A 20,710-nucleotide genomic window follows, 5' to 3' on the forward strand; every position below is an offset into this window, starting at 1 on the left:
TTGTCAATCTCGGCGTTCGGCAAACGTCTGGGTCACGATCCGGCGCCAATCCATCGCCAATTCCAGGCGACGCATTGCTATCGTCTTGCCAGAGCCGGCCTGACGGGAACAAGCAGATTGTCATCATGGGCCTCGGTCGACTCGCCTCTCTGGCTTAACCGCCCAGCGAATCCCTTGTGAAAGATGATGCCATTCATATAGGCGAAAGTCATCGCAAGCACCGCCGTTCGCATGGGATAATCGACCAGGGAATGAACGAGCAGAAACGATACTGAGAGAAACGCCATTTTCTGCAGCGGATCTCGCCGTGCCGCAAGGGAAAACGCAAAAAGTAATACGGAGTAGGCCGCGACCAGAAAGACAACAGGCGCGCCACCTTCAAGTGCCAATTCCAGATAATCATTGTGGGCGTGATTGACGTAGGGCTTGAAGATCATCTCTCCCTTTTCGTAAATCTGGTAGACTTTCGGAAAACTCCCAAAGCCGACGCCCGTCGCCCAGTTCTCTTCAATTCCCGCGATCGTCGTGCGGGCAAATTCGGCCCGTCCAAAGGCCGGGTCAACCACTTCCGCATCGATCTTCGTCCACGCCCCGATCGTGTAGAGCGAAAGTCCGATGAAGACAGCGGGTATTCCATACCCGCCCAGCCTCGAGCGCGCGCACAGAAAGACGACTGATATTATGGTGATCGCCAGCCCTATCAGAATACCGGCGCGCGAACCGGCGGCCAGAAGCAGCAGCAGCAGCGTTATCAAACCGAGCGACCCGGACAGAAGGTGCCCGCGAAACAGGCCGTAGTAGACGACGAAGGGGATGGAGACGAAGAGCAAAGCTGAAAAATGGTTCTGGTTGGCAAACAGTCCCGCATTGATCGTGAACGGCAGCAAACCCTGTATGGCAACCGTATCGGAGAGCGAATACTGGATCGCCGCAGCCAATCCGTTACAGATGACACCCATCAAAAAGAAGGGCAGGAGGCCGTAGACCTGATCTGGGCGCAAGCGGGTGACGCTCAGAAAGAATGCAGCCATCGCCACGAAGTACAACAGACACTCGATCGTGCGTCCCACGCCGACACTGACGAAACGCAGCCCGGTTTCACCGCTCAGCCATGGATTTGCAAGTAAAACCTCAGGCCGCAATCCGCTCAACAGGGCGGCGGGCAACGGCACGATTTGGAAACAGAACACGGCAAGGCCCAGAGCAAGCAACCACAGGGCCGAGCGAGGGATGCCGTGCTCAGACGGCCTTGAAAAGATGGCCGCGGCCGCGACAATCGCCGCCACCTCGATCAGCGCATCGGTGTAGAGACCGCTCGCGGTGCCGCCGCCAATCAGCACTGACAGGAAAAGAACCGACCCAAGCAGATATTTTTCCCATTCCGTGGACCGGGCTGACCGCTCTCTCAAGATGAAACTCTTTCGATGCTCAATTTGTGCATGACCAACGTGCCAACGTATCGAAATCGCCAGCTCTCAGCGATGGCAGCTGTTTCCAGCCGCAACACTTGCATGGGACACGCGCCTAGTCCGATCGCGAAATCCAGGCTCAACTGCCGCCGATTGAATGTGCCCTCCGGAATGTTGAACCGAGCTATTTCTCCCGCCGGATCCGCGCATCTGATGGACCAGAACAACTGCTTGGGCAGCTTCAGGTTTCTCGCGGAGGCGATCAGGGAAATCCTGTAGGAGCCGGGAGGCAGTTCGACATATTGCTGGAGCGCGGCGTTCTTCACCGGCGTATTCAGAAACCGGACTGTCGCTCCGTTATCGCTTTCGCCGACATCGCGCGCCCCGGCAAAGGTGATTTCCAGACCGGAGCGGTCGCGAACCTGCCAGTCGAATGGCTTGTCGCTGAGGATCTGTTCAAAGCCGCCGTTGAAGATGTATCCGGCCAGTGTCCGCTCCTGATCGGTCAGACTGAACAGGAACAGCCGATAGGCCGCCTCGTATTCCTTCTGCCGGATGTACCCGTTGATTACGGCAGACAATTCCTTCGACGTCGGTTGTGAGCTCGATCCGGCAAGGTCCAGCAACAGTTGGTTTGCGACGCGCAGGCCCCGCGGATCCTTACCAAGGGCGGAGAAAAGATTGGACCTCCACGGTGCCTCGATCCTTAAGGCTGCCAGTACAGCCTGATATCCGTCCGGGTTTGCAAGAATAGCCGGCAAGCCCGCCGCAATGACTGGAAATGTGTCCGGCCACCGGCGTAGCAACGTGTCGATCTCGGCGACGGCCTTTGACAGGTCGCCCATCTCGATCGAGCGATCGATCGATCTCTGAAGCGAATGGATTTCAGTCTTGGACAGCTTTCGAGCCTGGTCGAAGAGTTCAAAAGCCTCGTCTTTCTCGCCTTGTCGATACTCAATCTCGCCTATCAGGCTGTAGAGCCGGGCGTCCGCGACGTTGAAACGAAGCGCGCCCCTCGCCTTTGCTGCCAAGACGTCGAGATCAACACCGTCGCCTGTTCCGCTCAGCCGACCGGCAATTTCGCCTATCAAGGCATCTATGTTCAACGGATCGAGCGCAAGCGAGACGGCCGGCGTTTCCGACTCAAGAAGCCGACTTAGCCCTATCGACGAAACCGCCAACACCAGAACGGAGGCGACGAACCAAACGCCTGAACGCCGGAGATTTCGCGTGAGCGGGCTCGCCTGCTCCGTCATCGACTTTGCCCTCAATTTTCGGGGTACTCGCGCCATAGTCGTAGTACTGATAGTTCATGTATTTATAGGCGTAATTGTAATCGAACTTGTTGACCGTGAATTTCGACATCGCCGATCCGATCACGTTCGCACCGGCTGAGCGCAGACGCTTGAGTGCCGTTTTGGCTGACTTGCGTGTGACCTGATTGGTCGAAACGACCATCAATGTGCCTTCGGCAAGCCGGCTGAGGATTGGTGCATCGGAAAGACCGACGACCGGCGGGGCGTCGATGATGACCAGATCGAAGCGTTTGCCGAGATTGGTCAAGATCAACGCCATCTTCGGCGACGAGAGCAGGTCGGCCGGATTCGGCGGAATCGTTCCGGACGTCAGCACGGTGACATTAGGGTATTTCGTCGGTCTGAAAATGCCCGGCAGATCGTCCTTGCGAACGGTATTAGTCAGCAGGTTGCTCAACCCGATCGCATTGTCGAGGCCGAACAGCCGGTGCAGGTTGGGTTTGCGGAGATCGCCGTCGACAAGCAGAACCCTTGCGCCGAGTGCCGCGAAATCCTGGCCAAGCTTGAACGACGTGGTCGACTTGCCTTCCGACGGTTCCGAACTGGTCACCAGCAGCGATCGCGGCGCGCCCTCCGCACCGGAGAACTGCAGCGATGTTCGCAGCGAACGATAGGCCTCGGAGAGCCCGGATTTTTGATCGGCGATGCTGGCTATGAGTTCGCGGTCACCGACAAGCGGCAGGATGCCGAGCATCGCCAGCCCCAGCTCTTTCTCGATCTGCTCCGGGTTGGTGAAAGTATTGTTCAGCAACTCGATGATGTAGATGATCGATGCAGCCAGGGCCATGAAAAGCGCGAGAGCGACTGCAAGGTTGATGCTCAGACGTGGAGAATAGGGGGCTGTGGGCAGCGAAGCGAAATCGACTATCGCAGCGCTTTGCGTCTTGAGCTCCGAGCTGACGCCGACTTCATTCAGCTTGGCGATAAGGCTGTCATACTGCGACCGGTTGGAGTCGACCTCGCGCTTCAGGATCGTGTATTTGATATTCTTGTCGTTGAAGACGACCTGCTGCCTCTCCATCTCCGCGAGCTTGGACTTGAGGTCGGTTTCCTTGTTCTGTGCTTCCTGATATTTCAGCCGCAACGAATCGGTTATCGCCAGCACGCCGTTGTTGTAGAGTCGCTGGAGTTCCTTGATCTGCGATTGCAATTGCTGCATTTCCGGAAAACCGGGCTTCAGGATGCCCAATTTCTGCTGATACTGACTGGTCAGATCCGCCAGCTTTTCGCTAAGCTTCTGCAGACCTTCGCTTTCCAGAACCGGACCGAGGCTCGACCCGCGGCCTTTTTCTATCTGATCGACCACCCGCCCCGCATCAAGACGCTCCTGGATTGCAGTGGCCAGGGCGGTGTTCAGGGCTTCGATGTTGGAGCCGATCAGCGATTTGTCATCGCCGGTAACCGTGATGCCGGCATCTTTTGCATAGGTGACCAGTTCCTCTTCGGAGGTCTGCAGCTTTTGCTTCACCTGCAAAACCTGTTCCTGGATGAACTGCCGTGCCAGATCAGAGGTCTCGCTGGTCTGATCGAGACGTTGATCGATAAAGCTCTGCGCGACCTGATTGGCAACGTCGCTTGCATATTTCGGCTTTTGATCGACGAAGGTGATCGATAGCAGGCTCGTATTGGTGACCAGATTGACCGTCAGATCTTCCTGGATGCGCTTGATCGCAATTGCCTCGCGCTCTTCAGGCGTTTTCTCCTCAATGGAGGGTGACTTGGACATCCCGAACGCACGGTAGACAATATTGCTCGGGGAAAAGCTCGGCGTCGGAAACAGAAAATCCGGTTTTTCGCTAAGCCCAAGCTGGAACACCACGCGCTGAGCCAATGCCCGGCTCTTCAGCTTCTCCCGAGCGGTCAGGAAGGCCCGGACGTCGCTGTTTTCGGAAACGACCTCAATGTCCTGAAACACTTTCGCCGAAGGCACCAGAACTTCGAGCTGCGTCGTCGCCAGGTATTTTGGTGTCTGCATCATCGTCACGATGACGCCGGCAACGAGCCCGGCCGCCGCCATCGTGACGATCAGCCAGCGATACTGGACGATGTATAAAAGCAGCTTGAGCGGGTTGAACCCCTCATCCTGGCCCGCATAGTCGCGACCATAGGGACCGTAGTTTTGCGGCACGTCGTAATAGGAGTCCGCGGACAGGGCCTGGCCATGTCCGGGTCCGGCAAGTTGGGGCTGCCTGTTGCGATCGAGCATGCGCGAGGTGATCCTGGGGTTGTCCGTGTCTACGGAATGACCGCAATGCGGGCAGCGCTGGAGGCGAGGCCCAGCGCATCCTTCAAATTGTTCATCGCAATTTTCGACTTCGAAGCAAAAACGACGACCACGTCGCCGCCATAGATGCGCGGGTTGCGGTTCTTGCCGGCGCGGATTTCCTCGACATTGTAATTTGCGACCAGCTTGTTTTGGCCGACATTGCGATAGACGAAGACCTTGCCGGCATCACCGACCGGATTGAACCCTCCGGCAAGGGCGATCGCGTCGAGCAAGGAAGCGCTGCTGGACACCGGATAAATGCCGGCCTTGTTGACTTCACCATCGACCGTGATGCGCTGGCCAATCGACTCCTTGACGAAAATCGTCACGTCAGGCGACTGCAAATACTTTTCACCGTAGGCAGTCTCGATTTCCTTCTCGAGCTGACGAACGGTCTTGCCGGCTGCAGTCATGGTTCCAATCAGCGGAAGCGAAATCTGCCCGCCCGCGTCGACCTGAACTGTTCTGTTCAAATTATCGACCTGAAACACACTGACCTCGAGCACATCGTTGGCAGACAGAGGCTGCTCGCTGCCGTTCTGGGTATTCTGCGGCGGCGGGAGATCCTTGACCACCTGCAGCGTACCACCGCCAGAGAGCGCCGATGAAGACGCCGTCGGCTGCAGCGCATCGACAGAACTGGTGGAGGACGTCGATGTCGACGAAGTGCTTGCGCAGGCAGATATTGCTAGCGATGCGAGCAAAGCGGGCACGGTGCCCGCATGACTTCTTGCGAGATCGAAAATGCCCATCAAAGAGCCCCGCTCTTAAACAACCGGCCCAATCCGCCAAACCGCCCCGCACTGCTGCCCCCCGATTTTCTCGGGCTTTGCTTTCCGATGGGCACGAGCGGCCGATTTTGCAATATCGCGTCCGGGCGTTTCACTGCCATGTTGTAAGCCTCATCTTCCCCACACCGGTTCGCGATGGCGACAACCGCCTGCGAAAGCCCTGGCCGCCGCCGGCTGGCGCCGTGGGTGTCGGAGGCGACAATATCCACCCTGCCCTCATCCAGCAGCTTCTCCGAGTAGTAGAGCGCCGTACGTCCAAAGGCCCCCGTCACAGAATCAGCCGTGAGCTGAATAAGGCAGCCTAGCGTATTCAACCTCTCGATGACGTCGTAATTCGCCTTGATCCAGGTCAACCGCTCTGGATGAGTGAGGATCGGCACGAAGCCGGCCCCTATGAGACGGGCGGCGAAGTCTTCGAGCCGCGGAGGCAAAATGTGATGTGGCGGTTCGAACAGGAAATAGCGGGATCCGTTCAGAGTCGGCACCGTACCAAGCCTCAATCGATCGGGGAGATCAGGTGCGAGATGAACATCAGCGCCAACATATAGGGTAAGCGGTATGGCAGCGCGATGAAGCTCCAGTTCTAACGCCTGAACAGCCCCGGCAATCTTTGGCGTGGCGTTCTCATAAACCCCAGGCATTACATGCGGCGTACATGCCATATGCGTTGTACCGTCGGCCACTGCCAGCCGTGCCATCTCCAGCGACATGGCCAAGTCAGGAGAACCGTCATCGAGACCGGGCAGGATATGTGAATGCAGGTCGATCATTGGCGTTTCTGGTTGAGAGGAGGCAAAGCTTCGCCTCGACAAAATAGAAACGCGTCACCCGCATGAAGGCGAATGACGCATTTGACAAATTTACGCAAAACAGCGGGGGTCGTATCCCGCCTATCGGCTGACCGCGTCGTCGTCATCCTGCAGGCCGATAATAAGGGCGGCGGCACCACCGACGGCGGCGCCGCCCAAGAGAACCGGCAGCATGCCAGGTTCTGAGTTGGCGGGTACGATCGTCGCAGACGGTGTCTCAAGCGAAACGCACATGCCGCCTTCGATAGGGTCGACCTTGACGGTGGCATTGGCTGGAATATCGAGCGCGCAATTGGCTCCGATAGCCAGCGAAGCAGACGCCTGCGCCCCGGTCATGATGCGCGCGCCCGCATACACCGGCGCCTCGGCATCCACCCCTGCATAGCCGCCGGCCTGGGACATCTGGACATCACCCCGGACCTGCGTAAGACGACCTATCGCGTCTGCGGACGCCGGCACGGGCGCAAGACAGGAACAGGTTTGCTGAGCCACAGCCTCGGGCGCGGCGAACAGGGCGCCCCCTGCGACGAATGCAACAAAAGCAAAAGCAACCCCGAACCGATGGCAACTCATCATTTTACCCCACCAAAACCTGTAACTCGCCCTGTTGGTACAAATTACAGCCCGCCCCGCCCCAAGCAATAGAACAATATGGTTAACAAACCCAATAAACCAGCCAGCCCGCCTATCCAGACCTTTCTCTACAGCGGCCGATGCCGCCATATCTTCGTCAGCGGCTGACGCCGTTGTCGTCATCCTGCGTCGCCGCGAGCACGCCAGACGTCAAAAGCGCCCCGGCGAAAATCGCCTCCGGCGGACCGAACCCGGCGCCGCCGCCGGAGGGCTGAATAGCAGCCGTCTGCTCAGAGCCGACAAGCTTGAGGCAAATGTTGTTGCCAAGGCGGGAAACGTCGAGGCTCGAATTGACCGAAACCTCCAGATTGCAGCCGCCGACCAGAACGGAGGCCGCGCCGTTGGCGCCAACCACCACACGGCTGCCGAAATCGAGCGCGCTTCCAACCTTGGCAGCGCCATAGCCCGCCGTCTGCGACACCATCACATCACCGGTGGCGGAACGGATGGATCCGATCGGGTTTGCCGAACCTTGATAGGGTGTCGCGCAGCTGCACGAAGCATCCTGGGCAAACGATGAAGCTGAACCAAACCCGATTGACACGACAAATACGGCAAGCGCAGTTTTAACCACAAGGCTCATCAGTCTTCGATCCCTTCTTGCTGCACCACTTCAGACGCACCCAGTCGCAGGCATTGCATCAGCGCGTACCAGTTTTTGGCCACAATTCCAACCTGTTTCGCGCGCGCGAGGCGATTTAAGCTGACGCGTGTCTGTCCAAGCACAGTACTTTAGCCAGATCGCATTAATAGTTTTCGACTACCTGTCACAGGTTTCTTACTATCGGGCAAAAATTTGAGGTCTCCTTTCCGCGGTGACTGGCTCGATGAGCTTTGACCAAGCTGAGCGCGCCAAACCTTTCGCCAACCAACCTAATATATTGAATTATCGATACATTTTTCGGTAGATATTCCTTGATGGCAGCCGCGCGATTCGACCATTGGTCGTGCTGACAGCATGTAATTCGAGATCGGCTCGATACCAATCGCGGCCAACGGGGTAGGCGGCCGGCTCCGCTACCCATTCCTGCTCTCCCGCCATAGAGATCTGCTCCATGCCTCAACCGCGATCCAACTCACCAAGTCGACGTGCCTCAGACTTGGCGCCTTTACCGCCTATTTTGGCCGTACCACGTTCCCTTGCCGGTTCCATGTTGGGCCAGATGGTTCGCTTCGACCAGAATTGCCAAGTGTTTTTTGACGGTGTTTCGGTTTGCACCTGTCAGGTTGACGATCTCGCTGATGGTTATGCGCCCACGCTCATTGATGGCCTCAACGATTTGCAGAGAGAGTTCCGGCAACGTGCCGAGCACAAGACGTTCCCGCTCGATTTTTTTCTCCAATCTCCGCTTTTGCTGCTGCAGAGCGCGCAGGAAATACACAGCCCATGGTTGCCAATTGGGGTTCGGGCTGCGGATCGTCTTCTGAGTCTGGCGTAGCGCCAGATAGTAGCCTTCCTTGCTGTTCTCAATCACGCTTTCGAGGGAAGAGTAAGGCACATACGCATATCCGCTGCGCATCAGCAGGAGCGTCGTCAGAACGCGTGACAGCCTTCCATTCCCGTCCTGGAATGGGTGTATCTCCAGAAACACCACCGTGAAGATTGCGACGACGAGCAGAGGGTGCAGGCTTTGCTCGTTGAGTGTGTCGCGTGTCCACTCGACAAGCTCTTTCATCCGCTTCGGCGTATCGAAAGGCGTCGCCGTTTCGAAGATGACGCCGATCTCTTTTCCGTCGGCATCGAACGCACTGACATTATTGGGGAGTGTCTTATATGCACCGCGGTGGCGTTCATCCTTGTTGCTGAACGCCAGCAGGTCACGGTGTAGTTGTGTCAGGTGGTTTTCGGTCAGATCTATCGCATCGAAATGCGCGAAGATCATTTCCATGACCTGCGCATATCCGGCGACTTCCTGCTCGTCTCGGGACTCAAAGAATTTGATGTCGAGGTTGGCGAGCAGCCGCTCCACTTCGCCGTCAGTAAGCCTGCTTCCTTCGATACGGGTAGAAGAGCCGATGCTCTCGATGGTCGCAACGCGGCGCAGAGCCGATAGGCGTTCCGGAGCGAGCGCGCCCAGCGCTCGCCAAGCTCCTTTGAATTCGTCGATCTCCGAGACCAGAGCAAGGATCTCGGTGGTAATTTGCAGAGAGTCTATCTTCAGGGTCATACCCACAAATATACCCAAAAATACCCGAAAATTCAAGAACCGGCATACCCAATAAAGGGCCCATAAATACCCAAATGCGGGCAGCCGGCCAGCTTAAGAACCAGACCCACTCACTTCGCCGTAAGAGTCTCCGGTCTGTACTGGCGACCTGCTCAGCAAGGTTTGTACGTTGCGCCGGCCTGAACCGGCTGGCCGCAGAGAATTCCGCCCCGCGTAAGTATGGTGGCCAAATCTTCGCCCTCAGCCGTCAGGCACTGCACAACAAGGGTATCGCCAACCCTGGAAGCGATCTTGCCGTCGCAAGGTGTTCCGGAACCGACAGGTTTGCAGGCCAGGACGAGCCCCTGGTAGTCTCGGCGCGCCGCTTCCGTCACCAGGAGGCGCATGGCCTGAGGCCTGGAAAACGCCGCCCCGCACAGCAGGATCTTGCGACCGCCGACACGCAGATCATCGACCGATGGAATGGCGAGCTTGCCGCCAAACGGCTTGAGCTCGGCTACCGGCTTCGCGGGGGACGGGCCGCCCCTCTGCATCACGATGATGCCCAGAAAGCCAACACCAAACAAAACTGCCACGACGGCAAGCAACGCTATGCTCCTGACTGACAAAACCATCCTCCCTCCGACCCTGAGCGGCCGGTCCGCTCATTTCGTCGCAAGGGCGCTCAGTCTTTCTATCTGCTGCATGTACTTCTCGATGACGATCGTTTCCGAAAACTGCCGCTCGACCTTGTTTCTGCTCTGGGCTCCCATCCTGTCCCTGGACGAGTCGTCCAGCCGCGCAAACTCGACCATCTTGCTCGCAAGGTCATCAGGGTCCCTCACCTTGCATAGGAAGCCATTGACCGCGTGGTCCACCACTTCCCTGCATCCTGGCACGTCGGTTGCGATCAGCGGCTTGCCCATCGCAGCCGCCTCGAGCAGCGAGCGCGGCGTTCCCTCCCTGTAGGAGGGCAACACGATACAATCGGCGGCACGCATGAAAGGCCGCACATCGTCGGTGGAGCCGAGATATTCGACCAATCCCTCGCCAACCCATTTTTCCACGTGTTCGCGGCTGACCGCAGTCCGGTTTTCGACATCAAGAAAGCCGAGTAGCTGGAAACGCACTCCGGGCACCTCACGGCAAACCCGACGGGCCGCCGTGATGAACTCGCCGACACCCTTGTCCCAGAGAAGCCGGGCCACGAGAAGAAAGATGATGGCGCCAGACCCGGTGCGCGCTTCGGGCGAAGGGGCAAAACGCACGAGGTCGATGCCGGAGCCAGGCAAAAGCGCGGTTCGATCCTTGCGAACCAGGCGTTCGTCGACGAACAGCATCCGGTCATCGTCATTCTGGAAGAAAACCATTTTGGAACGGGCCAATGCCACCCGGTACAAGGCCTTGGCAATCCTGAGCAGCAGACCACCGCGGACGAACGCTGTCCCCAATCCCGAGATGTTGTTGATGACGGGAATGCCGTTCAGATTGGCCGCGATGGAGCCGAACACATTGGGCTTGATCGTGAAGCCGACAAACACCAGCGGTCTCTCGCGCCGCAAGAGACGCCAGTAGCGCCACAGAAGGACCAAATCCCGCAACGGTGACGTGCCGGAATTGTCCATGTCGAGTTCGACATAGCGGCAGCCCATGGCCGCAATCAGCGGAGAATACTCGTCTCTCGGCGCGACGACGACCACGTCATAGCCGCGGCTCCGCAGCGCCTCGATCAGTCCCTTGCGAAAATTGACGACATTCCAGGATGTGTTTATCGAGACGACTATCTTGTTGCGAGCAACGGCCGTCATCGCTGCCCACCCGGATATGACAACGGCGCTCTCAACAGCATATCCGCAAACCGATTCGGCGATCTTTCCGACAAGGTCTTTCCGTACAAGGCCGACCGATCACCGCCTTGAATGACCTTCAGCAGTGCTTCCGCAATTTCCGACGCGCCAAAGCCGGCTGAAATCTCCAGGCCCGACAGCATGTCCAGATCTCCCGCACAGGGGGTGGTGACGATGCCGGGAATCCGGCAAGCCATCATTTCCAGAAGGACGTTGGGAAATCCCTCCGTCGCCGACGTGAGCATGCCGGCACGCGCTGCGCGAAACAGCGGAAACGGGTTGTCTCTCTGGCCGAGCAGATTTACTCGCGAGGTCAGATCAAGCTTGCCGGCGCGGGCTCTCAACTCCGCTTCCATGGGGCCAGAGCCAACCATGGTCAGCTCATAATCCTCGCCGGTCCTTCGTCTGACTTCGGCCAGCACATCAACCGCGATCATCGGACGCTTCACATCAATCAGCCGGCCGCACCAGACTATTTGCGGACGGCGGGAAAGTATCTCGGCGTCGTGCCCGGACAATGCTTCCATGGACATTTTGACGATGAGATCTTCGTCGACCGGGTTGGGCAAAGTACACAGCTTGGCGATTGCTCGCCGGGGCAATACGTCACGCAGGCGTTCATTCATATAGCTCGTTTGCGCGACTATCATGTCCTGGCTGCCATAGGCAGCGTAGAGCGCCTTGTAAGCGAGCGCGCGAGGACCCTTGAAGCGATCCAGAAGTACCGTGGACTCGCGGGCGACCAGCCTATGGCTGCGGAGAAGTCCAACGCTTCGGGCGGCAGCCAGAAACGAGTTTACCCGTGCGTGGCTCGAGAACACCAAATCGTACCGACGCCGGATCAGCCGCGGGGCGAGCAAAAACTCGCTCATGGCCTTGCCGCCGCCAAAGCCGTAGCTGCACCGAATTCCGTCCTGGTGTGATCCAGCGGCCTCGCCCGCCGCCTGGCTACCCAAGAAGCCGATTTCGACGTCCCAGTCGGGTCGCCTCGCGAGTGCGCGCGCAACAAGTTTCAGGATGGTTTCGGCACCGCCTCTTCTGTCGAGCGGAATGGCGATCAGCGCGAGCTTCCTTTTCATGGGCCGCGGGAACTCACTGTTTTCGCCGAAAGACATAGGCGTAGGTTTCAGCGGCATCCTTGCGGAGGAACAGAGCCGAAACGCCTAACCAGATGCGCCAGGCAAGAAAGGCCGGCACGAAAAAATAGAAGTAGGAGCTTTTCCAGAACAGACGGCGCTCGATAAGTTCCAGGTCGTTCCGTTTTGCGATTGTTTCGACGTCACTGGGCAAGCACTTGTCGTAGAAGGCCGGAAACCCGTCATGACCCATGCCCTTTTCAGGATAGATCGCAAAAAGCAGCCGTCGCTTCATCCCCTCCGGCAGGACCCGATTCAATCTGGCAAAAACGGCGTTGCGCGAGGGCGAGAAAATGGCAACCATGCCTCCCGGTTTCACGCAACTGGCAATGCCGCGCAGGGCGCCCTCGCCATCACGGACGTGCTCGAGCGTTGCTTGGCAAATGACGACGTCGGCATCGCCCCTCCCCCTAAACGAGGTAAGGTCCGCTTCAATCTCCTCGTCGTATATTCCGCGTGGCGCTTTCGACAACTCTTCCGCGTCGAGGTCGAGCCCAACGACAAAAAGCCCCAGGCGCCGCTTCTCCGAAAGACTGACGAACGGCCTGGCACCCCCGCCAAGATCGTAAACCCGAGCGTTTGAGGTAAGTAAGGGAGGTGCTATCTCCGTCGCAAAGGTCCGGTTGCCGTCAATGCGAAGGCGCCGCGGCAGAGCACTGTCCAGGAACTCGGAAATGGCCACATTCGTGCGAACAAACTTTCGCAATATCGACACTGCTTCACCACCGGTTTCGTTTGGCGATCTGGGCCCACTCGGATTTGACATCCGCGCTATATCCTGTGGAAGACGTAGAGCCGCGTATGATGCGAAAATGGGCCGAGCAACCGGTCCGCAGCAGCACGCAAACCTCTCAGGATTCCATTCTTGCTGTCGTACCAGGCCTGCATCGGCTTGGAGAAAAATGTCTCGTCCTTCAGCCCCTTGAAGCCTCCCCTCGGCTGTGATCCCAGAAGCTTGAAGCCGTGCTGTTCGAAACTGGAAACAATCGAAGACGGCTCAAGAACGAACTGGTAAAATCCGGCCTGTTCACCTGGAAACCTGGGATAGAGGCCCATTCTGATCTTCAGCCGTCGGAGAGGAGAAATGCTCGGCACTGTCACGAAGGCAACTCCTCCTGACCGGATGATGCGCTTCATCTCCAATGCGATCTCATCGTAACCGTCGAAGAAGTGCTCGATCACCCCCAGAGACCACACCCCATCGAAGAATTCGTCCGCGAAGCCCGTTGCTCGAACATCCCCCACGGTCACTTGCAAATGGGGCGCGGCACGATTCACCATCCCCACGGTCTTCTGCGCGAAGTCGATCCCGTAGGCGGAAAAGCCTGCCTGGTCGAGGCCATGGACCGTATTGGCCAAGCCACATCCAGCGTCCAGGATCTTGGCCGATCCGGTCAGGTATCGCTTGGTGGTTTCAACGACAAAGCGATCCGGCCTCAAGACAATCCCTTCGGCCCAGTGAGAATCCCAATAGTCGTCATCAGCCACCGTGCCGACATGGACGATGCGCCTGTTTTTCTCGTCGTAGAATGCTTTCTTCTCATTCATTTCTGGCATCCGGACCGACCACCAAAACGGTGCGCTGTTTCGCACCAGGCCCTTGATCTGCAATCACATTCCTCAATGCGAAAAAGGAACAGCCAGCGGCAACGACATATCCGAACAAAAATGCCATTTCACTGCCAAGAGGCACCCGCCACCAAAGGCCCAATGCCGCCAGACAACAGCAAGCCAACGCCCCTATCGCGTAGGAATAGGTCAACGTCATCGCTTTGCTCGACCGAAGCGCAAACGGATCGATGATCACTTTTTTCGTCCTGTTGACCAGAACAGCACAAGAAACGATCCCGAACACCACAGGATCAAAAGACTTCCCCAGCCATCCGGATGCATGGCCCGAGAAAAACAGGCCAACTATTCCGACCGCGGCCACGGTCGCAAAAATGAGTGCGATGGCCGCTCCCTCGAACAGTCCGCGCCGAAACTCCCTGACGTTTCCATTTGCGGCACTGAGAAACGCCCTTGGCACAAATACAAAGCTGGCCGCATTCATGAAGAAGCCGACGGACCGTTGTGAAAGATCGACGCAAAACGAGAAGACACCGAGATGGGTCTCGGAGCCAAGCAACAAAACAATGTATCGAATGCCGACAAACACGCCGCTCTCGGCCAGATTGCTCAACACAAATCCCCAGCCTGTAACCAGAGACCCGGCAAGATAGGAAAAGCCAGGCCGTCTCAGATTCATAGGTCCCAGGAAGGCAAATGAAATCAGCGCTCCGACGAAATAGCTGAGCGAAAAGGCTGCAAGAGCCGAGCCTACTTTCGGATCGCCGACAAGCAGGATTATGGCTCCTGCCTGGTATGCGACGGCCTGGCCAATCGCCGACCAACCGTACGCCCACAAACGCAGTTGTGACCTCAAAATCTCTTGAAGTGCGGTGTGCAAGCCGAAAGAAACGATGATGGTCGCGGCAACGGCATTGCCAAATCCCAGCCACGTCATTGCCAGTCCAGCCAGGACGACAAACAACGCCACAACTGCCAGCACGGTCAAAATGGACGATACGTACTCTCTACCCATTCCCGCGGCATGCATTTTTGCGGAAACCGGCATTATCGAATAGGTCGCGACTCCAAAAACAAGTGTCGAAATAAATGAAACTGTCGCAATCGTCGTGCTGAAAATACCGTACTGTCCAGTCTCCAGATGGCTGCCGATGTACAGCAACGTCGCTATGTTCAGAAGACCAGGAACAATTCGTATTACGATGGCTTCCACCAACTTCCACAAGCTGGCTTCTTTCATGAAGTCACCCGCACGAATGACCTCTTGAGCAAGAACGGGAAACTCAAGACACCAAAGCTCAAACAGGCAAGAACCGCCTTGCCCAGGAACCGAACCGACCGATATCGTCCTAGCCAGAACGCCTTGATGTAGTTCAAGTTCAGCAACAACATCGGGTATGCATTTTGTCGCTGAAGAAGCCGAATCCTTGCCGTCATCCCCTCCGGCAAATATCGTTTTCGTCCAATCTCGACATTGACACAGATAACGTCGTATTCGATCGCCAATCTGGACCAGAGAAGAGATGTTGGAACGCGGCGGAACCGCCCCGCTGGGGGCACGGCAACCTGTTTAAGCAAAGGAGTTTTGATGACCTCCTTCTTGTCGCCGACCACCCGTTCGTCGGCCCGCATCTTTATCAGGTTTGTCCGTTCCGACGGAAACGGCTCTGCTGCGGTCTCTGGGTGGCCAAGAGCCATCGAGAACACAAAACCCGCAATCTTCTCATCGACACCTCTCTGCGAGAGATGCTCACAGACTTCCGGCAAGCGATCGGTGAAGAGATCGTCGTCATCATCGAAGACCATGCAATAGTCGCCAGTGGCGGAAGCAATCGCCGAAAACATCGCACGGCCTCTGCCGTCATTCGGGCCGGTGGTGACCACCAAACTGGCATCGCGAGACGCGATTTCCGCAAGCGCTTCGTTCGTTCCGTCGGTCGAACCGTCGACATGGACGCATATCTGCAACGGATAGTCCGTACGCAACAGTTGCTGAACCAGCGCCGCAACGCGATCCCGCCGATTGAACGTGGGGATGCAGACGCTCAGTAGCGCCTGGGACTGCAATGGATTGCAGACTGCCTGTTTGCGAGCCGTATCGATTCCATCTGCTCCTGGTTACGTGATCATGGAACAGCGCGGATCAGCCGGGAAACGCCGAACCCTATCCCCGCCCGAAATACGCCTTGTACCACTCGACGAACCGCCCCACCCCTTCGGTCACAGTCGTCGTCGGGCGGTAGCCGACCGCCTGCTCCAGTGCCGAGGTGTCGGCGAAGGTATCGGGCACGTCGCCGGGCTGCAGCGGCAAGAGTTCGACGATGGCTTTGCGGCCCAGCGCGTTTTCCAGCGCCTCGACATAGGCAGTCAGCTTCACCGGGTTGTTGTTGCCGATGTTGAAGAGGCGCCAGGGGGCGCTGCTTGTGGCCGGATCGGGACGGCTGGAGTCCCAGGCGGCATTGCCCGTGGCCGGGCTGTCGCTGGCGCGGATCACGCCTTCGGCGATGTCATCGACATAGGTGAAGTCGCGCGTGTGGTTGCCGTTGTTGAACAGCTTGATCGGCTCACCGGCAAGGATGTTTTTGGTGAACAGGAACAGCGCCATGTCCGGGCGCCCCCAGGGACCATACACCGTGAAGAAGCGAAGACCGGTCGTCGGCAATCGGAACAGATGGCTGTAGCTGTGCGCCATCAGCTCGTTGGCGCGCTTGGTCGCGGCGTAGAACTGCAGCGGATGGTCGGCCGGACGATGCTCGGAAAACGGCATGTCGGTGTTGGCACCGTAGACACTGGATGTACTGGCATAGGTCAGGTGCGCGACGGCGCTGTTGCGGCAGGCCTCCAGCATGTTGGTGTAGGCGATGATGTTGCTTTCGACATAGGCATGCGGGTTTTCCAGGCTGTAGCGAACCCCGGCCTGGGCGGCGAGATGGATCACCCGGTCGAATGCATGGTCGGCAAAGCAGGCGTCGACCACGCTCTTGTCGGCGAGATTGCCGCGGATGAAATGATAGCCGGCATTGGTCTTGCGGCTCGCCTCGTCCAGAAGCCGCAGCCTCGCCTCCTTGATCTCCGGATCGTAATAGTCGTTGACGTTGTCGATGCCGACGACCTCGTCACCGCGCTCCAGCAGCCGCTTCGCTACGTGATATCCTATGAAGCCGGCCGCGCCGGTGACCAGAACCTTCATCAGAAACGCCCATCCGTGACATGCCTGGGGAACAGACCCTTGATGTCGTAGATGACGCCCGGGGTCTTGCAAAGCGCCATCAGGCCGTCGACGCCTAACGCGCGGAACTGCCTGTGGCCGACGGCCACGATAACGCCGTCATAACGCATGTCGGGAATGTCCTTCATGCTGGCTACGCCGAAGGCACGCGCGCATTCCTGCGCGTCGACCCAGGGGTCCCATATGTCGATGCCGGCGTTGTATTCCTTCAGTTGGGCAACGATATCGGCGACCTTGGAATTCCTCAGGTCCGGACAATTTTCCTTGAAGGCCGCGCCCATCACCAGAATCCGGCTGCCAACGACAGGTATTCCCTTGCGCATCATCAGGCGGGCCGTCTGATCCGCCGCGTGCCGACCCATGCCGTCATTGATACGGCGGCCAGCAAGAATCACCTCCGGATGATAGCCGAGTTCCTGGGCCTTGTGGGTGAGATAGTAGGGATCGACGCCGATGCAGTGGCCGCCGACGAGACCAGGCGTGAAGCGCAGGAAATTCCATTTGGTGCCGGCGGCTTCCAGCACTTCGGACGTGTCGATGCCGAGCTTGCCGAAGATAAGCGACAGCTCGTTCATCAGCGCGATGTTGAGGTCGCGCTGAGTGTTCTCGATGACCTTGGCCGCTTCGGCTACCGCAATGCTCGAGGTACGGTGTGTGCCTGCCGGCACGATCGAGGCATAGAGCGCATCGATACCTTCGGCCGCTTCCGGCGTCGAGCCGCTGGTGACCTTGACGATCGTTTGCAACCGATGCTCGCGGTCGCCCGGATTGATGCGCTCGGGACTGTAGCCGAGGAAGAACCCCTCATTGTAGCGCAGGCCCGAATGCTTCTCGATCAGCGGCGCGCACACCTCTTCCGTGCAGCCGGGGTAGACCGTCGATTCGAAGATCACCACCGCGCCTGGCGAGATGACCTCGCCGACCAAAGTCGATGCCATGATCAACGGTTTCAGATCCGGACGGTTGGCCCTGTCGATCGGCGTCGGAACCGTGACGATGAAAATCCCGCAATCGCGCAGATCGGCCTTGTCGGTGGTGAATGTCAGCCGCGACGCAGCACTGATCTCATCGCTGCTGGCTTCCAGCGTATGGTCGTCGCCACGCCTCAGCGCGTCCACCCTCGACTGGTCGATGTCGAAACCGACGACATCCCTGCCGGCGCCGAAGGCGACCGCCAGCGGCAGGCCGACATAGCCAAGCCCGATGATCGCTATTTTCCTGGAGGCGAGATCCATCTGCTTCCTGCGCTTGCTATTCCAGAGCCATGCTTCGCATTGGTTATCTCGCACCAAAGCCGGTAAGCATCGTTTTCAGCGTCTTGAGAGTTATTAAAACGTCCAGCCAAGGCGAAAAGTTCTTTATGTAATAGAAATCATAGTGCAATTTTTCCATAACGTCATCGACGGCAGCCACATGCCCCTGATTTACTTGTGCCCACCCACTTATGCCCGGCCTGACGATATGCCTGTAGCGGTAGAATGGCAGCTCAGCCTCGTACCACTGCGACAGCACGACAGCTTCCGGCCGCGGTCCGATCCAACTCATTTCGCCACGCAGGATGTTGATGACCTGCGGCAGTTCGTCGATCCTGGATTTTCGCAGGAAACGCCCGACTCTGGTGATGCGGTCATCGTCGTGCCTGGTGATCGCCCTTTCCTTGTCGCTGCCGGCGCCAGAGTGCTGGCGCATCGAGCGAAACTTGTAGACCGTGCAGATCTTGCCCCGGTAGCCCATGCGTTGCTGGCGAAACAGCGCAGGACCATCGGAATCCAGCCGGATCAGCAGCGCTATTAACGCCAGAACGGGGGAAAGAACGATGATCAAGACAAGTGCCGAGACCCAGTCGACCGCCTGCTTGATCTTTAGATAGGCCTGGTTCGGATTGAGCGAACCAAGCGTGTTTTCCGACAGGTGCTCGATCTCGACCCGACCGGTCAGCGACTCTCTGACCTGCTTGACGTGGTATACGGGCGTTCCCGAAAGGGCCCGATCCGCGATGTATCGTTCCCATTCCGCGCCAAGATCGGCACGCAGATCAACGACCACGCCGCTGGCTCTTTCGATTATCGTACTGGTCGACTTGATCCAAAACCAATGCACACCCGGTAACGTCTTGAGGCGCTCGACATCTCCGCCGGGAATCACCACGAGCCGGTACGGATCGAGACGCCGGGTCAACAGGCTCAGGCCGAAGTACCAGAACGTGGACTGCGTGAAACTGGCGGCAGCCTGAAACCGGCTGTACTCGAACCGAAAAAAGAAGATGGTCAGGAAAACAGCCCCGTAGGACAGGGCAAATGTCGGCAAGATGTAACTTGCCGCGGCCACGCCCGGGAAATTTCCGATGCGGCGATAAGACAAGAAGCCCACAAGGTGCGCGATGACCGCAGCGGCTACTGTTACCTGAAGATTGGCCGAATAGATGAATTCAGGATTGAAGACAATCCGGATGATCGCCGGCGCAAAAATCGCGAATGTCAGTCCGCCAAGCAGTTGAAACCGAATCCTGAACAGGAAGTGCCGGCTTCCGACAATAGTCGACGCTGCGACATTCAACGTCTTCCCCCCTTCCCCGAAGCTGCCGTATCGGCGACAGACCAGCGCGATAGTGCATCTGACCTGATCGTTCACAACAACGAATCGGACGTCTCGCCCCCCCGGCGATTCGATACAGTCGAAGACCAAGAGCTACGACAGCGCGGTCGCGCCAGCAAGCATCTATTTCTCAGATCAACAGTTCGGGAAATTGAAAAGCCTGGGCTAATAAAGCGACTTAATGATCATTACTGAAGATGTCGCAGCGTCTAGGGCGATATAACCGACAATCTATCGAGGTTGGCGGACATCAGACCGGAAATCCGCCAGTGACGCCGCTCCGGCCAGTGGCTTGATTGCCCCTGGCCGTTTCTTCGATCGCGCGCTTCATCCGCGCTTCAGCAGCGTCCAGACGGCCGGCACCAGGCTTGCCGCGAGCGCCACCTTGATCAGGTCGCCGACGATGAACGGCACGACGCCGAACTGCCACGACTTTTCCGGACCGATGAGCAGCGCCAGCCAGGCAAAGCCCATTGCCATCATGACGACTTCGCCAACCAGCATGGCGTTGAAAAGCTTGATTGGATGGCGGTCCCAGCCGCGATCCGCCGCCCAGCCGACAATTGCCGCCATGACCACGAAGCCGGCGAGATAGCCGCCGGTCGAGCCGAGCATGTAGGCAATGCCGAGACCCTTTTCAGGCGTGCTCTGGAAGACGGGGAAGCCCATGGCGCCCTCGGCCATGTAGAGCAGCAGGGTGGCGACGCCGAGACGCATGCCGAAGGCGGCGGCGATCAGCAGCACGGCCAGCGTCTGCATCGAAATGTCGACCGGCCCGAGCATTACCTTGGTCTTGGCCGACAGTGTCAGCACAAGCGTTCCGGCGATGGCCAGGAAAAGCTGCGTTGCCAGCCGCGCCGCGCCGTTTTGCGGCAGAGCCAGAGAAACAAGCGGACGCATCGTAGTTGCAATTGCCATGGTATTTCCCCAATCCGATTGCCGCACTCCGATGTTCGCGGCCTC

General features: G+C 58.0%; 20 protein-coding genes. 1 reads left to right on the forward strand and 19 read right to left on the reverse strand.

The features are described 5' to 3' along the window. Positions 1 to 77 precede the first annotated feature (77 nt). The 4 genes from EOB49_RS14680 to EOB49_RS14695 are packed head-to-tail and all read right to left on the reverse strand — an operon-like array spanning position 78 to position 5,566. Positions 78 to 1,409 carry an O-antigen ligase family protein gene (locus EOB49_RS14680; protein WP_127381367.1) on the reverse strand — a complete coding sequence of 444 codons (1,332 nt, stop codon included), beginning with the start codon at positions 1,407 to 1,409 and terminating at the stop codon, positions 78 to 80. Continuing rightward, positions 1,406 to 2,665, reverse strand: a complete 1,260-nt coding sequence (locus tag EOB49_RS14685) for a hypothetical protein (RefSeq protein ID WP_127381368.1) — start codon at positions 2,663 to 2,665, stop codon at positions 1,406 to 1,408. The genes EOB49_RS14680 and EOB49_RS14685 overlap by 4 nt, the downstream gene beginning before the upstream one ends. Further along, positions 2,553 to 4,931 (reverse strand): polysaccharide biosynthesis tyrosine autokinase, encoded by a 2,379-nt coding sequence (locus tag EOB49_RS14690; RefSeq protein ID WP_127381369.1) that lies wholly within the window; start codon positions 4,929 to 4,931, stop codon positions 2,553 to 2,555. Before EOB49_RS14690 ends, EOB49_RS14685 begins: the two co-directional genes overlap by 113 nt. Positions 4,932 to 4,960: 29 nt before the next feature. Further along, positions 4,961 to 5,566, reverse strand: a complete 606-nt coding sequence (locus EOB49_RS14695) for a polysaccharide biosynthesis/export family protein (RefSeq protein WP_224696614.1) — start codon at positions 5,564 to 5,566, stop codon at positions 4,961 to 4,963. Between EOB49_RS14695 and EOB49_RS37615 the strand changes: the two genes are divergently transcribed. Next, positions 5,559 to 5,717 (forward strand): hypothetical protein, encoded by a 159-nt coding sequence (locus tag EOB49_RS37615; protein WP_164752261.1) that lies wholly within the window; start codon positions 5,559 to 5,561, stop codon positions 5,715 to 5,717. The two genes, EOB49_RS14695 and EOB49_RS37615, sit on opposite strands and share 8 nt — an antisense overlap. A 25-nt stretch (positions 5,718 to 5,742) precedes the next feature. Here EOB49_RS37615 and EOB49_RS14700 read toward each other — a convergent pair whose 3' ends face one another. From EOB49_RS14700 to EOB49_RS14770, 15 genes are all read right to left on the reverse strand, one after another. Further along, positions 5,743 to 6,552, reverse strand: a complete 810-nt coding sequence (locus EOB49_RS14700) for a CpsB/CapC family capsule biosynthesis tyrosine phosphatase (RefSeq protein ID WP_127381370.1) — start codon at positions 6,550 to 6,552, stop codon at positions 5,743 to 5,745. A 120-nt stretch (positions 6,553 to 6,672) separates the two neighbouring features. After that, entirely contained in the window at positions 6,673 to 6,993 is a 321-nt protein-coding gene (locus EOB49_RS14705) for a hypothetical protein (protein ID WP_127381371.1), read from the reverse strand. Between the two features lie 328 nt (positions 6,994 to 7,321). Then, positions 7,322 to 7,648 carry a hypothetical protein gene (locus tag EOB49_RS14710; protein ID WP_245472703.1) on the reverse strand — a complete coding sequence of 109 codons (327 nt, stop codon included), beginning with the start codon at positions 7,646 to 7,648 and terminating at the stop codon, positions 7,322 to 7,324. Positions 7,649 to 8,333: 685 nt separating this feature from the next. After that, complete coding sequence (locus EOB49_RS14715; protein WP_127381373.1) at positions 8,334 to 9,392, reverse strand: DUF977 family protein; 1,059 nt, start codon at positions 9,390 to 9,392, stop codon at positions 8,334 to 8,336. Between the two features lie 152 nt (positions 9,393 to 9,544). Next, positions 9,545 to 9,979: a hypothetical protein gene (locus tag EOB49_RS14720; protein WP_127381374.1), complete on the reverse strand. Its 435-nt coding sequence runs from the start codon at positions 9,977 to 9,979 to the stop codon at positions 9,545 to 9,547. A gap of 57 nt (positions 9,980 to 10,036) precedes the next feature. Continuing rightward, complete coding sequence (locus EOB49_RS14725) at positions 10,037 to 11,179, reverse strand: glycosyltransferase family 4 protein (RefSeq protein WP_127381375.1); 1,143 nt, start codon at positions 11,177 to 11,179, stop codon at positions 10,037 to 10,039. After that, positions 11,176 to 12,333 carry a glycosyltransferase gene (locus EOB49_RS14730; RefSeq protein WP_164781679.1) on the reverse strand — a complete coding sequence of 386 codons (1,158 nt, stop codon included), beginning with the start codon at positions 12,331 to 12,333 and terminating at the stop codon, positions 11,176 to 11,178. The genes EOB49_RS14725 and EOB49_RS14730 overlap by 4 nt, the downstream gene beginning before the upstream one ends. Next, entirely contained in the window at positions 12,311 to 13,120 is an 810-nt protein-coding gene (locus EOB49_RS14735; protein ID WP_127381377.1) for a methyltransferase domain-containing protein, read from the reverse strand. Before EOB49_RS14735 ends, EOB49_RS14730 begins: the two co-directional genes overlap by 23 nt. Positions 13,121 to 13,125: 5 nt before the next feature. After that, positions 13,126 to 13,902: a class I SAM-dependent methyltransferase gene (locus tag EOB49_RS14740; RefSeq protein WP_164781680.1), complete on the reverse strand. Its 777-nt coding sequence runs from the start codon at positions 13,900 to 13,902 to the stop codon at positions 13,126 to 13,128. Beyond that, the gene (locus EOB49_RS14745; protein ID WP_127381379.1) at positions 13,895 to 15,163 is read right to left on the reverse strand and encodes a hypothetical protein; all 1,269 of its coding nucleotides are present in this window, start codon (positions 15,161 to 15,163) and stop codon (positions 13,895 to 13,897) included. Before EOB49_RS14745 ends, EOB49_RS14740 begins: the two co-directional genes overlap by 8 nt. Beyond that, positions 15,160 to 15,990 carry a glycosyltransferase gene (locus EOB49_RS14750; RefSeq protein ID WP_164781681.1) on the reverse strand — a complete coding sequence of 277 codons (831 nt, stop codon included), beginning with the start codon at positions 15,988 to 15,990 and terminating at the stop codon, positions 15,160 to 15,162. The genes EOB49_RS14745 and EOB49_RS14750 overlap by 4 nt, the downstream gene beginning before the upstream one ends. Before the next feature lie 97 nt (positions 15,991 to 16,087). Continuing rightward, the gene (locus EOB49_RS14755; protein WP_127381381.1) at positions 16,088 to 17,113 is read right to left on the reverse strand and encodes an NAD-dependent epimerase; all 1,026 of its coding nucleotides are present in this window, start codon (positions 17,111 to 17,113) and stop codon (positions 16,088 to 16,090) included. Beyond that, positions 17,113 to 18,387 (reverse strand): nucleotide sugar dehydrogenase, encoded by a 1,275-nt coding sequence (locus tag EOB49_RS14760; protein ID WP_127320895.1) that lies wholly within the window; start codon positions 18,385 to 18,387, stop codon positions 17,113 to 17,115. Before EOB49_RS14760 ends, EOB49_RS14755 begins: the two co-directional genes overlap by 1 nt. A gap of 43 nt (positions 18,388 to 18,430) precedes the next feature. Next, positions 18,431 to 19,708, reverse strand: coding sequence for a sugar transferase (locus EOB49_RS14765; RefSeq protein WP_245472705.1), 1,278 nt, complete (start codon positions 19,706 to 19,708; stop codon positions 18,431 to 18,433). 366 nt (positions 19,709 to 20,074) lie between these two features. Further along, the gene (locus EOB49_RS14770) at positions 20,075 to 20,665 is read right to left on the reverse strand and encodes a biotin transporter BioY (protein ID WP_023808554.1); all 591 of its coding nucleotides are present in this window, start codon (positions 20,663 to 20,665) and stop codon (positions 20,075 to 20,077) included. Between the last annotated feature and the right edge of the window lie 45 nt (positions 20,666 to 20,710).

The sequence above is a fragment of the Mesorhizobium sp. M7A.F.Ca.MR.148.00.0.0 genome (assembly GCF_003997735.1).
GTDB lineage: Bacteria > Pseudomonadota > Alphaproteobacteria > Rhizobiales > Rhizobiaceae > Mesorhizobium.

Coding starts and splice junctions, on each gene's coding strand:
- EOB49_RS14685 (WP_127381368.1), bottom strand. CDS start 2,665: ATGACGGAGCAGGCGAGCCCGCTCACGCGAAATCTCCGGCGTTCAGGC.
- EOB49_RS14690 (WP_127381369.1), bottom strand. CDS start 4,931: ATGCTCGATCGCAACAGGCAGCCCCAACTTGCCGGACCCGGACATGGC.
- EOB49_RS14700 (WP_127381370.1), bottom strand. CDS start 6,552: ATGATCGACCTGCATTCACATATCCTGCCCGGTCTCGATGACGGTTCT.
- EOB49_RS14705 (WP_127381371.1), bottom strand. CDS start 6,993: ATGTCCCAGGCCGGCGGCTATGCAGGGGTGGATGCCGAGGCGCCGGTG.
- EOB49_RS14710 (WP_245472703.1), bottom strand. CDS start 7,648: ATGGTGTCGCAGACGGCGGGCTATGGCGCTGCCAAGGTTGGAAGCGCG.
- EOB49_RS14715 (WP_127381373.1), bottom strand. CDS start 9,392: ATGACCCTGAAGATAGACTCTCTGCAAATTACCACCGAGATCCTTGCT.
- EOB49_RS14725 (WP_127381375.1), bottom strand. CDS start 11,179: ATGACGGCCGTTGCTCGCAACAAGATAGTCGTCTCGATAAACACATCC.
- EOB49_RS14730 (WP_164781679.1), bottom strand. CDS start 12,333: ATGTCTTTCGGCGAAAACAGTGAGTTCCCGCGGCCCATGAAAAGGAAG.
- EOB49_RS14735 (WP_127381377.1), bottom strand. CDS start 13,120: ATGTCAAATCCGAGTGGGCCCAGATCGCCAAACGAAACCGGTGGTGAA.
- EOB49_RS14740 (WP_164781680.1), bottom strand. CDS start 13,902: ATGAATGAGAAGAAAGCATTCTACGACGAGAAAAACAGGCGCATCGTC.
- EOB49_RS14745 (WP_127381379.1), bottom strand. CDS start 15,163: ATGAAAGAAGCCAGCTTGTGGAAGTTGGTGGAAGCCATCGTAATACGA.
- EOB49_RS14755 (WP_127381381.1), bottom strand. CDS start 17,113: ATGAAGGTTCTGGTCACCGGCGCGGCCGGCTTCATAGGATATCACGTA.
- EOB49_RS14760 (WP_127320895.1), bottom strand. CDS start 18,387: ATGGATCTCGCCTCCAGGAAAATAGCGATCATCGGGCTTGGCTATGTC.
- EOB49_RS14770 (WP_023808554.1), bottom strand. CDS start 20,665: ATGGCAATTGCAACTACGATGCGTCCGCTTGTTTCTCTGGCTCTGCCG.